The following is a 14,269-nucleotide window of genomic DNA, read 5'->3' as shown; positions in this document are numbered from 1 at the left end:
GAGCGATGCGTGTGGGGTCAGCCGTGCTTGCCGCGGCTGACGACCTGGGGTACGGCGAGCAGGCCCGCGACGCCGAGCAGGGTGAAGGCACCCGCCCAGAGCACGATGACCGGCATCGCGTCGCCGCCACCGGTCTGCGGCAGCGAGCCACCCGTGGACGGCGGCGTCGTCGGGCTGCTGGACGACGTCGGGTCCTCGGACTCCTCCTCCTCGGGGGCCTCGGTGCCGACGACCATCTTGCCGAGCGAGGTCTCGTCGGCCTCGCACGGCGCCTCGACCGTGAGTCCGGTCGTGACGATCTTGAAGTAGAAGCTCGTGATGGTGACCTCGAGCTCGTCCTCGTCGGTGGCGACCGTGCCCTTGAGCGTCGGCACGGGAACCGTCGCCTTCGGGTCCTCCACGACCTTCGACGAGCCCTTCATCGTGACGTCCTCGCCGCCGACGGTGCCCACGAGCTCGACGGTCATGTCACCGTCGATCGCGACCGGCGAGATGCCCGGGATGTCGGTCATCTTCGCCTGGAGGTTGACGTCGCCGCCCTCCTCCTCGCGGTAGCCGCTGACGCTGATGGTGGCGGGGTACTCGAACTCCGAGCCGAGCGGCTCGAGCACGCAGTCGAAGTCGACGTCGCCCTTGGCCGGCGACGCCTCCGGACCGGAGGTCTCGGACTCGGTCGCCGTGGCGGTCGCCGACGGGCTCGTCGTGGCGGTCGCCGTCGGGCTCACGGTGGCGGTCGCGGTCGGCGTGGGCGCCGGGCCGGTCTCGATGGTCAGCGTGCCGAGCGCGGCCCCGGAGGTCGGCGTGCACGTGCCGCCCATGTTGAACGACGGCAGCGCGTACTTGAACGTCGTGACGGCCGCGGAGACGCTGGTGGCGGCGGTCGTGAGCTCGCCGAACGTCTTCGGCACCGAGAACGGCGTGCCGGCGGTGAGCGTGGTGTTGCCGTCGCCCGTGAGGGTCGCGGCCGTGCCACCCAGGTCGAGCGCGAGCTCGTCGGTGATGGCGGCCTTGCCCAGCGACACCGGGATGACGCCGGGCATGTCGGACAGCTCGCCGACGAGCGCGACGGCGGTGTCACCGTCGGTCTCGCGGAAGGCAGTCACGGTCACGTCGGCGACGTACTCGAACGACGGGAACTGGCCCGCCGTGCAGTTGAACGTCGTGCTGCCGGTGACCTTGCCGAGCACGTCGCCGGCGCGGCGGTCGGGGGCGGCGTCGGCCGTGCCGGCCATGGCGACCCAGCCGAGGGCGAGACCGCCCGCGGCACAGATGGCCGCGACGGAGTGGGTCAGCGAGCGGAGCCGCATCAGGCGTGGTTTCCCTTCTGACGGCCCGGGACCAGCAGCACCAGGCCCGCGCCGATGGCGAGCATGGCAGTGGCCGCGAGCAGGAGGGCCGGGATCGAGTCGCCGGCGCCGGTCTGCGGCAGCGTCTCCTCGTCGTCACCGGTGGTCGGCGCGGTGGTCGGGGTCTCGGACGGCGCCGGCTCCGGAGCGCCGAAGCTGATGTTCAGCTCGACGGTGTTGGCCGCCACGGTCGCGGCGTCGGTCGCGTTCGGCAGCGGGGCCGCGGCGATCATGCACTGCACCTTGGTGCAGTCGGTCGAGCCGAAGACCTCCTTCACCGTGATCTCGAACGGGGCCACGTTGCCGCTGGCGTCCGCGTTCTTGAACGTCGCGCCGGTGGCGGTGTTGCAGTCCGCCGGGCCGACGTACCCCTCGACGCACTGGCCGATGGCGATGCTGGAGAGGTTCGGCTCGAACCCGGAGCCCGAGATGGTGATCTTCTGACCGTCGGTCAGCCCGGTGAGCTGGCTGACGTTCAGCGAGGGCGCGGCGAATGCCGGCGCAGCGACCAGCGTCACGAGCAGCAGCGCTCCGACGACGGCCAGTCCTCGAGTCAGCGGCCTCAGTGGGTTCTTCACAACATCTCCTTGGTGGTTCAGCCGTTGGTGGCGGCCAGGTGCAGGCCCGAGCGTTGGATGGCGGCCTGGTCGGCGCCGAGGTAGGACCGGACGACAGCGGGGTCGTTGCGGACCTCGTCGGGCGTGCCGGTCGCGATGACGCGGCCGAGGTTCATGGCCAGCATCTTGTCCGAAAGTCGCGAGAGAAGTGGCAGATCGTGCTCGATCACCACCATCGTCGTGCCGAGCTCGCGCCGGATCGCGAGCAGCAGGTCACCCAGCGCCTCGCTCTCGCTCTGCGCGATGCCGGCGCTGGGCTCGTCGAGCAGCAGCACCCGCGGCTCCAGCGTCAGCAGGCAGCCGAGCTCCACCACGCGCCGCGTGCCGGTCGACAGCTCGCCGACGGCGTGGGTGGCGTGGCGGGTCAGTCGCATCCGCTCGAGGATCTCGTCGGCGGCCGCCGCCTTCGCCCGCTCACTGGTGGGCACGCCGAGGGCGGACTCCCAGAGCCGGGTCGGGAGGGCACGCTCCTGGGCGACCATCAGCGTCTCGCGCACGGTCAGCGTCGGGAACAGCGCGGCGTCCTGGAACGACCGCACCAGGCCCTGCTGGGCACGCTGCTCGGGCGTCGCCCGGGTGACGTCGGTGCCGTCGAAGACGACCTTGCCGGTGTCGGGCTTCGTGAAGCCCGCGACCATCTCGAAGCAGGTGGTCTTGCCGGCGCCGTTCGGGCCGATCACGCCGAGGATCTCCCCCGGCAGGACCTGGAAGTCCACGTGGTCGACCGCGACCACGCCCCCGAAGCGGCGCGACAGCGCGGACACGGTGAGGATCGGCCGGTTGCCGCCGGACTCCGGCGCCGGAGCGCGGTCGAACAGTCCCTCGAGGCGCGGCGCCTGGTGCAGCGGCGACTTCGCGTCGCCGTCCTCGACCACGCCGTGCCGGGCGAGCATGGGGTCGATGCCCTTGCGCCGGGCGAGCGCGTCGTACAGGCGCTCGCGGCCCTGCACGAGGATGCCGCCCAGACCGTCGGGCAGGAAGATCACGACCAGCAGCCAGCCGACCGCCAGCGCGGCCTCGCCGACCATGCCGAGGCCGTACATCGCCGGGATACCGACGAGGAGCAGGGCGCCGATGAGCGGGCCGAGGGTGACGGTGAGACCGCCGACCACGGTGACCGCGACGACCTCGATGCTCGCGTCCGCCGGGAAGGAGTTCACGGTGAGCTGCGACTGGCCGTGGCCGATCACGATGCCGCCGAGGCCGGCGAGCGCACCGGAGATCGAGTAGAGCTGCAGCATCCGCGTCCGGTTCGGCACCGTGAACGCGCGCGCGGCGTGCTCGTTGTCGCGCAGCGCCTGGAGCTGGAGGCCGAAGCCGCCGTGCCGCAGGTTGTTGGTGATCCACACGCCGATGCAGAGCACCAGCAACGCGAACAGGTAGTAGTCGACGGCGTACGACAGCGGGTAGTCCCACCAGGTCGGCTTGGGCGGCGTGAGGCCGTCACCCAGGAAGAGGTCCTGGCGCAGCAGCCAGGTCGACGTGGCGAGGGCGAACGCGAGGGTGGACACCGCCAGCGCGAGGCCCTTGAGGCGCATCGCCGGGATGCCGACCAGCGCCGAGGCGACCGCCGCGGTGATGACGCCGCACAGCAGGCCGAACAGGAAGTTGCCGCTCGAGTCGGCGACGTGCACCGAGGCTGCCGCCGCGATGCCGGCGTACGCGAACTGGCCGAGCGACAGCTGGCCCGAGACTCCGGTGAGCAGGCCCACGCTGAGGCCGACGAGCGTGTAGCCCGCGACCAGCGTGAGCACCGAGGCGGTGTCGTTGCTGACGACGTACGCGAGGCCGGCGGCGACGCCGATGCCGATCGCGACCAGGACCCGCGGCAACCAGACGATCGAGCGGACCTGGCGGTACTGCTCCGGCAGCGGCGGGAGCACGACGCGGCGCCAGCGGCCCTTGTCCTGCCCGGCGCGGCCGAGCCCCGGCTGGCGGAGCAGGGCGACGACGATGATCAGCGCGATCACGACGGTGACCAGGCCGCGGGTGTCGGGGTTCGACAGCAGGATCTGCTCGATCACGCCGATGCCCAGCGACGCGGCGATGGCGATCGGGATCGAGGTCATCCGCGCGATCACCGCACCGGCCAGACCCTTGAGCAGCAGGTCCGGGCCGAGGCCGTCCATGCCGGCGCCGGCGGTCGTGGGCGTCACGAGGATCGCGGAGAACGCCGCGATACCACCGGCGATCGCCCAGGCCAGGGTGGCCATCCAGCGCGCGGGGATACCCTCGAGCCGGGCGGTGTCCGGGTCGTCCGCAGCCGCGCGGATCGCCATGCCCATGCGGTGGTGCCGCAGGAACCAGCCGAGGCCGACGAGCAGCACCGGCGCGAGCACGAGCATCGCGACGTACGGCGTGCCGATCGGCAGGCCGGAGACCTCGAACGTCGGCAGCAGCGTCGGCTCGGGATAGGTGAACCCGCTGACGCCGTCGCTGTTGATGAGCAGCGCCATCACGACGATCAGCTGGGACAGGCCCAGCGTCGCGATCATGCCGACCAGGCTCGGACGCCCTTCGAGACGGCGGACGACGACGACCTCGATCGCGCCGGAGAGCGCCGCGGAGACGCCCATCGCGACGACGAAGGCGATCCAGTACGGCAGGCCCCAGTCGACGACGAAGAGCGCGAGAACGGAGGCGCCGAACGCGCCGACCGAGCCGTGCGCGAAGTTCACGAACCGGCTGGAGCGGTAGACGAGCACCAGGCCGACGGCGAGCATGCCGTAGGTCAGGCCGGTGAACAGGCCGATGACCAGACGGTCGATCCCGAAGTCGAAGTTGCCCATCAGTGCTCCACCGCCACGTGCCCGCCGAGCATCAGCGCGCGGACCCGCTCGGGGTCCTTCGCCAGGTCCGCCGCGGTCTCCTCAGCGATGATCTCGCCCTTCTCCATCATGTAGACGCGGTCGACGAGCGAGAGCGCGACGTTGACCGACTGCTCGACGACGAGCACGGCGCTGCCGCGCTCGTTGAGCCGGCGGACCAGGTCCATCAGGCCACCGACGACGACGGGCGCGAGCCCGAGCGAGAACTCGTCGATGACGAGCACCTTCGGCTCGACGACGATCGACTTGGCCAGCGCGAGCATCTGCCGCTCGCCGCCGGAGAGGTTCGAGGCGGGCTGGTTGCGGCGCGCGTGCAGCCGGGGGAACACCGACAGCGCGGCCTCGACGGCGTCCTTCGTCCAGCGCTTGTCGGACGTGGCGTAGCCGTGCATCGTGAGGTTCTCGGTCACGGTGAGCGACGGGAACGTCGCCTGCCCGACGACCTGGCACAGCCCGAGGCCGACCCGCTTGCGGGTGTTGTAGCCGGTGACGTCGATGCCGCCGAGCGTCACCGTGCCGGCGTCGGGCTTCAGCAGCCCCGCGATCACCTTGAGCAGCGTGCTCTTGCCGACGCCGTTCGGGCCGAGGAGCGCGACCATCTCCCCCGCACCGACGGTGAGACCGGCGTCGAACAGCACCTGCACCGGGCCGTAGGAGGCCCGGATGCCGGTACAGCTCAGCGCGGGGGCGTCACTCATCGAACGGGACCTCGTCACCCTCGTACACGAAGTTGCCCAGCGCCTCGTCGAACTTGAGCACGCGGTAGCTGCCGATCGCGGCGCGACCGCCGTCGCCGAGGGCGTTGCCCGGGCCCGACGCGCTCTGGAAGGTGGCGCCGACGCGGTCCACGGCCTGCGCCCAGGCGGCGGCGTTGAGCTCGCCGTCGAGGGCGTCGCCGCCGAGCTTGAGCAGCCGGACGGCGTCGCAGTACGGCAGCGCCACACGGGCGGACTCGCGCGACTCGAACTCGATGCCGGCGGCGCCGTAGATGTCGAGGCACTCGGTCTCGGCGTCGCCGGTCGGGAACGGGAACTGCGAGACCGGGACGTCCTGCGGCGGGTGGAACCCGATGCCGACCATCCCGTTCATCGTGTCGGGCGGGATCGTCTCGTCGTTGTTCACGAAGAACGACGGGTTGTCGAAGCTGGAGATCGCGTAGCGCGGCTTGAAGCCGTCCTGCGAGCCCGCGACGGTCGCGAACACCGACGCCATCCGCGAGCCGCCGAGGAACATCACGCGCTCGATGCCCTTGCTGCGGAACGTGATCGCGCCCTGCTCGAGGCCCTGGAAGAGCGTGCCGGTGTCGGTGGTGTCGACCCACGCGATCTCGGGCTCGATGCCGTGCTCCTTGAGCAGCGGTACGGCGAGGTTCTCGATCGTGTCGCGGTTGACCGGGGAGTCAGCGGCGACGACGCCGATGCCCTCCTCGCCCTCGAAGAAGCCCTGGTCGTCGAGCACCGTCACGTACGAGCGGACGAACGAGTCGTACTCCGGGAAGCTCGCGGTCCAGAGGTACGGCGAGTACTTCTCGAGGTAGTCGGTGCTCATCGCGTACAGCGAGGCGTCGAGGACGAGCGTCTGCCGGTCGGCGTAGCAGGGCCGGGCGTTGGTCTGGTACTGCCCGGTCATCACGACCGCGAACGCCTGGTCGTCCTGGGTGATCTGGTTGCACAGCTGCTCCTCGGCAGCCGGCGAGTCCGCCTGGGCGTCGTACAGCCGGAAGACGGCGTCCAACTGGCGACCGTCGATGCCGCCGTTGTCGTTCACCCAGTCCTCGAGGGCCTGGACCTGCGCCTCCTGGTCACCGACCGAGGCGGTGTTGAAGCCGGTGTACTCCTTGATCGCGTCGAGGTCGACGGCGACGAACACGACCTTGACCGAGTCGTCGCTGACGCCCGGGCCGGGGCCGGCGGTGGCCTGGGTCGCGAGGTCCTGCCCCGACGTATTGCCGCCCGGCATCATCGTGCCGCATCCCGCGACCGCCAGGGCGAGACCGCCCACGACCGCTCCGAGGCGCACCAGCGCCGACCGGTCCCGGAACCAGTTCTGCTTGCCCGTCACGAGCGACTCACCCCTGTGTCCTCAACGTGCCCCACACCACAACTCCTAGACAATATACGATATCTACGAAGCCTGGGAAGGCTTGTCCGGAGCGCGTCGCGCCCACCACTTCTCTGCTGCGTCCAGGTCCACGACGGCGTCGAGCGGGACCTGCTCCATCGGCGGCGCGATCGGCACGCCGGTGATCGGGAGGGTGCCGTCGCGGTACGCCCACCAGTTCGCGGCGGCCGCCAGGTCGACGACCGAGTCGTCCCCGGTGGCGGCGATCGCCGGGCTGTACGGCGCCGGGCGCTTGGCCTCCAGGCGGCGGCGTACACCCCAGACGATGAGGATCGCGCCGAGCGCGTTGAGCGCGAACAGGCCCCACGGGTAGGTGGTCCACTCGAGGTCGAAGGACCCGGTCTCGCTGTCCCCGACCTGGCCGACCACGTGGTACGTGCCGAACGCCGCCATCGGCAGCTCGAGCGGCACCGTCACGACGGCCTCGTCGCCGGGGTCGAGCACGCCGACCTCGGCGGCGACGATCTCGGGCTCGAGGTCGGTGGAGCGGCCGACCGAGACCCGGACGACCGGGTTCTCGACCGTGGACTCGCCGACGTTGGTGACCAGGAACAGGAGGTCACGGCGGACCGCACCGCCGAACAGCTCGGCCAGCGTGGCGTTGCCGGCGAGGCGGGCCTCGGTGACCGTCAGCTGCTCCTCGTCGACCGGCGCGACCACCGGGGGCTCCTCGCCCGGGACCTCGTCGATGGGGATGTCGGTCGGCGGCGGGATGTCGACCGGCGGCTCGATCGGCTCCTCGACCGGCGGGACGACCGGCGGCACGACGACCGGTGGGTCGACCGGGTCGACGGGCGTCGTGCCGATCTGACCGGAGAACGCGTAGCTGGCGCTCAGCACGCCGCCGGCCTGGGTCGCGGTGATGGTCTCGGTGGCCGGGTCGCTGACGACGAACGTCGCGGTGAAGCCGCCGGCGCCGTCAGGCGTCGCGGTGACCGCCTGGTCGGACGTCGGCTCTCCGTCGGCGTCGTAGCCGCGGACGGTGACCTTCTTCTCCGGGTCGAAGCTCGTGCCGGTGACGTCGACCGAGGTGGTGTCGGTGCCGGGCTCCTCGGCGGCGGCCAGCGCGGGCTCGCCGAGCAGCGTGATCTCCGCGCTCGCGCTCGTCGCGCCGTCGGTGACCTCGACCCTGCCGTCGCCGGCGGCGAGGTCGTCCGGGACGGACAGCTCGGCGCGGCCGGTGCCGTCCTGGCCGATCCAGACGCGGACGTCGCGGCCGCAGGCGTCCTCGTCGCACAGGCGCGCGACGGACGGCGCCGAGCTCGGGAAGCCCGTGACGTCGACGACGACCTCGTTGCCGGCCCGCGCGGCGGTCGTGACCTTCTGTCCGACCACGCGCGTGACCTCGGCGGCGGATCCGCCGACCACGGTGAACGGGGCGGTGACGTCGGTCGGGAGCGGCTCGGTCGCCGGGTTCGCGCCCCCGGGCACGCCCTCGGTCTGGCCGTTGCAGGTGACCGCGACGCCCTCGGCCGGTACGTCGAACGTGACCGACGCGAGCCGGACCACGTGGTCGCCCGCGGCGCCCACCGGGATCTCGCCCCGCACGACGACGTCGCGGACCGGCTCGCCGGCCTCGGCGGCGTACTCCGTCGTGAGCGGGGTCTCGACCGGTGCGCCGTCGACCTCGATGAGGAAGGACGCGGTGCCCACCGCAGGCAGGTCGGAGACGACCGGGCCGCTGGACAGGCCGATGACGACCTCGCGGGTACCGCCGGTCGTGGTCGCGCCGGTGGTGCCCATGAGGATCTGGCCGTCCTCGACGGTCCACGGCTCGAGCCCGGTGGAGACGTCGGCGTACGGCTCGGGGACGTAGGTCCAGCAGCCGCCCGTCGGCGCGGCGGCGGCCGCACCCGGCTGCGCGGCGATAACCACTCCGGCGCCCGCGGTCACGCCGACCAGCAGCAGCGCAGCGGCGGTGCGAGCAGTCCTCATGCGGGCATCCTCCATGGGGTTCGGCAGGCGTGGGAGCGGAACCGGGGCACCGCAATGACGCGATGATATATTCCTTGCCATGACTTCGGGGGTCGGATCCGCACTTCGGTTCACGATCCGTCTCGGCGCGGAGCTCGCGATCACCGCCGGAGTGATCCTCGCGGCGTTCGTCTTCTACCTGTTGGTCTGGACGAACCACCAGACCGCTCAGGCGCAGGACAGCCTCCTCGACGACTTCCACGCCGAGAAGGAGCACGTCAAGAAGAACGGCGGCAAGGACGCGGCTGAGAAGCCGGAGTCCGGCGACGGCCTCGGCGTGTTGCACATCCCCGCGCTCGGCCAGGACTGGGAGTGGGTCATCGTCGAGGGCGTCACCGACGACGACCTCGCGAAGGGTCCCGGCCACTTCCCCGGCACGGCCATGCCGGGCCAGGTCGGCAACTTCGCGGTCGCCGGTCATCGCTCGACGCACGGCGAGCCGTTCGCGAACCTCGACCGGCTCGAGGTCGGCGACACCGTCGTCGTCGAGACCGTCGACGGCTGGCTGACCTACCAGGTGACGTGGGAGCGGATCCTCGCCCCGAGCGCGACCGAGGTCCTCGACCCCGTCGCCGGTCACCCCGGCGAAGAGGCCGAGCAGCGCACCATGACGCTGGTGACCTGCCACCCGCGCTGGGGCTCCAGCGAGCGGCTGGTGATCGGCACCCAGCTCGTCGAGCGCCGCGGCCCGACCGCCGGTCCGCCCGACGTCCTGACCTAGCATCGGCGGGTGCCGCCCCGCTCCCCGTTGCCCCAGCGCCACGGGCTGAACGCCGCCTGGGTCCGCACGCTGGACCACCACCAGCCGGCCCCGTGGCCCACGATGGGCGCCTGGTTGCGTGACCGGCTGAAGGCCGGCGTCGACATCGGCGGGATGCTCGAGGCCGAGCGGTTCGTGTACGACGACCTGCGACCGGTCCGCGAGGACGATCCCTACGTCCCCCAGACGTTCGTGTGGTTCCACCGGGACCTGCGTGAGGAACCTCCGGTGCCGGGCTCGCTCCCGGTGCTGCACCGCGACGAGCGGCTCGTGGTCGTGGACAAGCCGCCGTTCCTCTCGACGATCCCGCGCGGCATGCACGTGCGCGAGAGCGTCGTCGTCCGGCTGCGCGACGAGCTCGACCTCCCCGAGCTCTCGCCGGTGCACCGGCTGGACCGGATCACGTCCGGCGTGCTCGTCCTGACGACCGCGCGCCGGTGGCGCGGGCCGTACCAGTCGATGTTCGAGCACGGCACGGTGACGAAGACCTACCGCGCGCTCGCGCCCTTCCGCGACGACCTGTCGCTGCCACGCACCGTCCGCAACCACATCCGCAAGGAGCGCGGCGTCATGCGCGCCGAGGTGGTGCCCGGCGCCCCGGTCAACGCCGAGACGCTCGTCGAGCTCGAGTCGGTCGACGGCGCGCTGGCCGTCTACCGGCTGTCGCCGCGCACCGGTCGCACTCACCAGCTCCGCGTGCACCTCAACGATCTCGGCATCCCGATCGTCGACGACCCGCTCTACCCCACCGAGCTCGACGTCTCGATCGACGACTTCAGCCGGCCGCTCCAGCTGCTCGCGAGCGAGATCGAGTTCGTGGATCCGGTCGACGGCGTGCCGCGGCGCTTCGTCAGCCGGCGGACGCTCCCGCTGCGTACCCTCCGGACATGAGCGATCTGACCAGGAAGTCCTGGTGGCACCCCGAGGAGCTGCTCCGCCCCGGATCGAGCGCGGTGGTCGCCTTCGTCCTGGCAGTGCTGGTGCTGATGGCCAGCAACCAGATGGCCAACGGCGCGTTGGCGCTCTTCAACTCCTTCTACGTCCCGGACACCGGGTTGGCCTCGTTCATCACCGGATGGACGCTGGGCGCACTCGTGCCCGCCGTGGCCAGCATCATGCTCGCCCGCCGAGCAATCATCACTGACGGCGCGGCCGCCTGGGAGCTGGTCCTCGCCCGCAGCGCGGTGGTGCTGGCATCGGTCGGCATCCTCTACACGGTGCTGCTGATGACCGGCTCGGCGCTCCACCTGAACTGACGTCGATGAGTTGCCGGCGTCCGCGCGGTCTGCCCACCCGTGACTTACGTCTGGCCCCTGGTGCACGCCGAGCGTGCGGCCCTCATCGAGGATCTCTCCCGCCTCACGGACGAGCAGTGGGATCAGCCCTCGCTCTGCGACGGCTGGACGGTGCACGACGTCGCGGCCCACCTCGTCGACTCGGCGCGGACCACCAGGGTCGGCTTCTTCCTGGGGCTCGCGCGCGCCGGCTTCGACTTCGACCGGCAGAACGCGCGCGGGGTCGTGCGTGAGCGAGGCCCCTCCCCCGCGGACACGCTCGAGCGGCTGCGCTCCGTCGCGTCGCGGACATCTGCTCCTCCCGGTTCGCTCGACACCCGCTTCGTCGAGGAGGTCGTGCACGGCGAGGACGTCCGACGTCCCTTGGGCATCGTCCGCGAGTACTCGTCCGAAGCGGTGCTCCGCGCACTGCAGCTGCAGACTCGGACGCCCGCCTCCTTCGGCGGCGCGAAGGAGCGGGTCGCCGGCATCCAGCTCGTCGCCACGGACGAGCACCTGGTCATCGGCGACGGCCCCGAGGTGCGCGGCCCGGCACTGTCGTTGCTGCTCGCGGTGTCCGGGCGGAGTGGGGTGCTCCCCGAGCTGGATGGTCCCGGCGTCGCGGCGCTGGCTCAGGGTGGTTGAGGTGCGAGCGGAGCGAGCCTCGAAACCACCGCGCAGCTGAGCGACGCGGCGCCTGACGGCCTGCGCAGACTTCGGCGGCCGGGCGGCCTACGGGCTCGTGGGCGGTACCAGTTCTTCGGTTCTCGAATACGGGGTCACCGCAGTCTGTGGTTACGGGGGGATGGTTGCGGTTGCTGCTCGGCTTGCGGGTTCGTCGTGGTCGACCGTTGTGGTCACTGCTGCAAGACCTATTGGCGTCGATGGAAGGTGACTGCCCCATTGGGCCGGTAGGTCGTCTCGTAGCTGGCGTCGTGGGCACGCTGGTGGTGCCAGTGGCACAGGGTGACGCCGTCCTTGACGTTGGTGTCGCCGCCGTCGACCCATCGGGTCTGATGGTGGGCTTGCAGGGTGTGGGTGCGGTCGCAGCCCTCGGCGCGACAGCCTCGGTCGCGCACGAGCATCGCGTACCGCTGGGCCTTGGTGTGCAGCCGCCGCGCCCGGCCGACGTCCAGGGGCTGGGAGTCCCCGCCGAGGACGACGGGGATGACCTCGGCCTCGCACAGCAGGCGACGGGCCATGCCGGGGCTGACCTTCTCCCCGGTGTCGAGGACCCCGGCCTTCTCGACCCGGCCGAACAGGCTGTCCTCGTCGATGAGGACCAGCAGGGTCGCGGGAAGTCCGCCGGCCCTGGGCAGCTTGTTTCTGGGGAATCGGGTGATGAACTCACACAGGGCCCGCCCCATCGCCTCAGGCGTGGCCGGCCGCTCGACACCAGCGCCCTCGACAGCGTGCTGGTGCTTGGGTGCGGCGATCGCCATCAGGATCTTGCGCAGCAGCGCGCCCTCGACCGCGGTGGGGAGGGTGAACCGGCCGTGGGTCTTGCCGTGCCCGTCGTCGTACATCGACAGGTGACACGCCTTGGCGGCGGTCTTCTCCTCGGCCTCGAGGATCGCGGCTTCACGGGCGTCGGCCTCGTCAGGGGCGATGACCTCGAACAGGTGCTTGCCCAGGATGCGGAGGGCTTTCGCGTCGTGGTGGGCTGCTTCGGCGACCAGCTGGGCTTCGGCTTTGGCGACGAGGGCGCGGTCGATGTCGTCGGGGAGCTGGTCGACGGCGTGCACGATCACCCGTGCCTGCTCCAGCAGCACCTCGCCGTGGGCCAGCGCGTCCCGGGTCTGCGGGTGCTCCTCGAGCGCATGGCCGAGTCTCACGGTGCCGGCCGCCGCCGGCCGGGTGGTCCTCGTGGTGTGCGCCAGCCAGCTCGCCGCAGATGAAGCGCCGACCTCCTGCCCGACGCGCAGGTCATCGGCATGCGCAGCCACGCGTGCCTTCAGCTCGGCCAGCTTGGCCTCGACGCGGGTCAGCGCGACCAGGGTGTCAGCGGTCTCCGCGGCGTCCATCGACCACACCGATGCGTCGGCAACGGCGTCGAGCTCCGACTGGACGTGCGCGGTCGCCACCGACACTCGGTGTCTCGGAGTGGCGATCGCTGTCATGGTTCAACCCAAGCACCGACCACCGACAGTCAGACCCGAGAATCCCCTTGTATGGCAGGGATGTGGAGAACTCTCTTGAGATTTTACCTTCGGGTTCCCGGTGGGTTGCGGTAGCGGTTGACGGAATACGTGGTCACCGCGGTCTGTGGTCACCCGTAGGTAGTGGCGGCGCGTCGCCGGCTTGCGGGTCCGCCGTGTTCGACCGCTGTGGTCACCGCTGAAAGAGACCACGACGATCTGGTGATTTCGAGACAGGCGGCAGCGCGCTCGCCTCTACCACCGACGCCTGCCGACCACGGGTCGGCGTCATTCCGATAGGTGCGTTCTTCTGTTCCGGGCGGTGGCGGTCAAGGGCGGCGAAGCCGCCGAAGGGAACCCTTGACGGCCACCGGCCGGGACAGACAATCGAGCGCCGGAAGGACGCCGAAGATCGAGCACAGGCAGGTGGTTTCGGGACAGGCGCCAGCGCGCCTTCCTCAACCACCGTGCCCGGCGGCCGGTCAGTCCAGGTACTGGTCGAGCAACGCCGCCTCGGTACGCAGCGCCGCAGCCGCCTCGGCGGCACCGCGCGCGTCGAGGTCGGCAGCGGAGGCGAGCCGCTCGTCGCGCTCCCCGGCGACGATCGTGCGCACGTCGGCGGCGGTGAGCTCGCGGCGAGCGACATCGGCGGCGCCGAGGCCGGTGGCAGCGCCGGCGATGACGCCCTCGGTTCGCAGGCTCACGGGAGTGTCGGCAGGCGCGGGCTGGGCCTCGGCGTTCGCGATGGCGGAGAGCGCGGTGCGCAGCACCCCTGCGGTCACCCGGTCGCGGGCGCGCAGCGCGGTGGTGAGGTCCTCGCGCAGGCGGGCTTGGAGATCCGGCACGGGAGGGACGCTACATGGTGCCGCGGTCGTACAGGTTGCCCCGGCTGCGGTCGTTCTCGGAGGCCGCGTCAGGACGGGCAGCACGACCACGAGACCGCCCGCTGCTCCACCACGCGAGCGCGAGGAGGAGCGCGGCGACGATGACGGCGGCGATGATCCAGTACGTCATGGGTCCGTCCTACCCCACGAGCAGCAGACCTAGTCCCCCACCGCGATGCGGTCGAACGGCAGCAGCGGCTCGACGGCCGGGAAGACCAGGGCGAGCAGCACCCACAGGACGAGACCGACCAGGACGAGCGCCTCGACCACCTTCAGCCACACAGGGCCAGGGAGCAGGCGCCAGAGCGCGGCGTACACGTGACGAGC

Annotated in this window: 14 protein-coding genes; 4 read left to right on the top strand and 10 right to left on the bottom strand. The window is 71.4% G+C overall.

Features of this window, described 5'->3' with window-relative positions:
- Positions 1 to 17: 17 nt before the first annotated feature.
- From MJ604_RS04465 to MJ604_RS04440, 6 genes are all read right to left on the bottom strand, one after another.
- On the bottom strand, positions 18 to 1,307 hold the full coding sequence (locus MJ604_RS04465) for a hypothetical protein (protein WP_243057090.1): 1,290 nt from the start codon (positions 1,305 to 1,307) through the stop codon (positions 18 to 20).
- Entirely contained in the window at positions 1,307 to 1,924 is a 618-nt protein-coding gene (locus MJ604_RS04460; RefSeq protein ID WP_243057089.1) for a neocarzinostatin apoprotein domain-containing protein, read from the bottom strand. The genes MJ604_RS04465 and MJ604_RS04460 overlap by 1 nt, the downstream gene beginning before the upstream one ends.
- 17 nt (positions 1,925 to 1,941) lie before the next feature.
- A complete protein-coding gene (locus tag MJ604_RS04455) occupies positions 1,942 to 4,752 on the bottom strand; it encodes a branched-chain amino acid ABC transporter permease/ATP-binding protein (RefSeq protein ID WP_243057088.1) in 2,811 nt (936 codons plus the stop codon).
- Positions 4,752 to 5,489, bottom strand: coding sequence for an ABC transporter ATP-binding protein (locus MJ604_RS04450; RefSeq protein ID WP_243057087.1), 738 nt, complete (start codon positions 5,487 to 5,489; stop codon positions 4,752 to 4,754). Before MJ604_RS04450 ends, MJ604_RS04455 begins: the two co-directional genes overlap by 1 nt.
- Positions 5,482 to 6,852, bottom strand: coding sequence for an ABC transporter substrate-binding protein (locus tag MJ604_RS04445; RefSeq protein ID WP_243057086.1), 1,371 nt, complete (start codon positions 6,850 to 6,852; stop codon positions 5,482 to 5,484). The genes MJ604_RS04450 and MJ604_RS04445 overlap by 8 nt, the downstream gene beginning before the upstream one ends.
- A gap of 63 nt (positions 6,853 to 6,915) precedes the next feature.
- Positions 6,916 to 8,847 (bottom strand): hypothetical protein, encoded by a 1,932-nt coding sequence (locus MJ604_RS04440; protein ID WP_243057085.1) that lies wholly within the window; start codon positions 8,845 to 8,847, stop codon positions 6,916 to 6,918.
- A gap of 79 nt (positions 8,848 to 8,926) precedes the next feature.
- On the opposite strand from MJ604_RS04440, the gene MJ604_RS04435 reads away from it, so the two are divergent.
- The 4 genes from MJ604_RS04435 (at position 8,927) to MJ604_RS04420 (ending at position 11,565) form a co-directional block, all read left to right on the top strand.
- Entirely contained in the window at positions 8,927 to 9,607 is a 681-nt protein-coding gene (locus MJ604_RS04435) for a class E sortase (protein ID WP_243057084.1), read from the top strand.
- Between the two features lie 102 nt (positions 9,608 to 9,709).
- Positions 9,710 to 10,537 carry a pseudouridine synthase gene (locus MJ604_RS04430; protein ID WP_243057384.1) on the top strand — a complete coding sequence of 276 codons (828 nt, stop codon included), beginning with the start codon at positions 9,710 to 9,712 and terminating at the stop codon, positions 10,535 to 10,537.
- Entirely contained in the window at positions 10,534 to 10,902 is a 369-nt protein-coding gene (locus MJ604_RS04425; RefSeq protein ID WP_243057083.1) for a hypothetical protein, read from the top strand. The genes MJ604_RS04430 and MJ604_RS04425 overlap by 4 nt, the downstream gene beginning before the upstream one ends.
- Before the next feature lie 39 nt (positions 10,903 to 10,941).
- Entirely contained in the window at positions 10,942 to 11,565 is a 624-nt protein-coding gene (locus MJ604_RS04420; RefSeq protein ID WP_243057082.1) for a maleylpyruvate isomerase family mycothiol-dependent enzyme, read from the top strand.
- Between the two features lie 227 nt (positions 11,566 to 11,792).
- Here the strand turns inward: MJ604_RS04420 and MJ604_RS04415 are convergent, their stop codons facing one another.
- The 4 genes from MJ604_RS04415 to MJ604_RS04400 form a co-directional block, all read right to left on the bottom strand.
- Positions 11,793 to 13,004, bottom strand: coding sequence for an HNH endonuclease signature motif containing protein (locus MJ604_RS04415; protein ID WP_243057081.1), 1,212 nt, complete (start codon positions 13,002 to 13,004; stop codon positions 11,793 to 11,795).
- 536 nt (positions 13,005 to 13,540) lie between these two features.
- Entirely contained in the window at positions 13,541 to 13,903 is a 363-nt protein-coding gene (locus MJ604_RS04410) for a GatB/YqeY domain-containing protein (protein ID WP_243057080.1), read from the bottom strand.
- 10 nt (positions 13,904 to 13,913) lie between these two features.
- Positions 13,914 to 14,072 (bottom strand): hypothetical protein, encoded by a 159-nt coding sequence (locus MJ604_RS04405; RefSeq protein ID WP_243057079.1) that lies wholly within the window; start codon positions 14,070 to 14,072, stop codon positions 13,914 to 13,916.
- Between the two features lie 29 nt (positions 14,073 to 14,101).
- Positions 14,102 to 14,260: a hypothetical protein gene (locus MJ604_RS04400; protein ID WP_243057078.1), complete on the bottom strand. Its 159-nt coding sequence runs from the start codon at positions 14,258 to 14,260 to the stop codon at positions 14,102 to 14,104.
- Positions 14,261 to 14,269 lie beyond the last annotated feature (9 nt).

The sequence above is a fragment of the Nocardioides sp. SR21 genome (assembly GCF_022761125.1).
In the GTDB taxonomy this organism is placed as follows: Bacteria; Actinomycetota; Actinomycetes; order Propionibacteriales; family Nocardioidaceae; genus Nocardioides.
Note: the sequence above shows the minus strand (reverse complement) of the source record. Positions and strands in the feature narration are given on the sequence as shown.

Bases quoted from the DNA above. Each gene is read 5' to 3' on its own strand.
- MJ604_RS04425 (WP_243057083.1), top strand. From the start codon at position 10,534: ATGAGCGATCTGACCAGGAAGTCCTGGTGGCACCCCGAGGAGCTGCTC.
- MJ604_RS04440 (WP_243057085.1), bottom strand. From the start codon at position 8,847: ATGAGGACTGCTCGCACCGCCGCTGCGCTGCTGCTGGTCGGCGTGACC.
- MJ604_RS04435 (WP_243057084.1), top strand. From the start codon at position 8,927: ATGACTTCGGGGGTCGGATCCGCACTTCGGTTCACGATCCGTCTCGGC.
- MJ604_RS04405 (WP_243057079.1), bottom strand. From the start codon at position 14,072: ATGACGTACTGGATCATCGCCGCCGTCATCGTCGCCGCGCTCCTCCTC.
- MJ604_RS04465 (WP_243057090.1), bottom strand. From the start codon at position 1,307: ATGCGGCTCCGCTCGCTGACCCACTCCGTCGCGGCCATCTGTGCCGCG.
- MJ604_RS04455 (WP_243057088.1), bottom strand. From the start codon at position 4,752: ATGGGCAACTTCGACTTCGGGATCGACCGTCTGGTCATCGGCCTGTTC.
- MJ604_RS04450 (WP_243057087.1), bottom strand. From the start codon at position 5,489: ATGAGTGACGCCCCCGCGCTGAGCTGTACCGGCATCCGGGCCTCCTAC.
- MJ604_RS04430 (WP_243057384.1), top strand. From the start codon at position 9,710: ATGGGCGCCTGGTTGCGTGACCGGCTGAAGGCCGGCGTCGACATCGGC.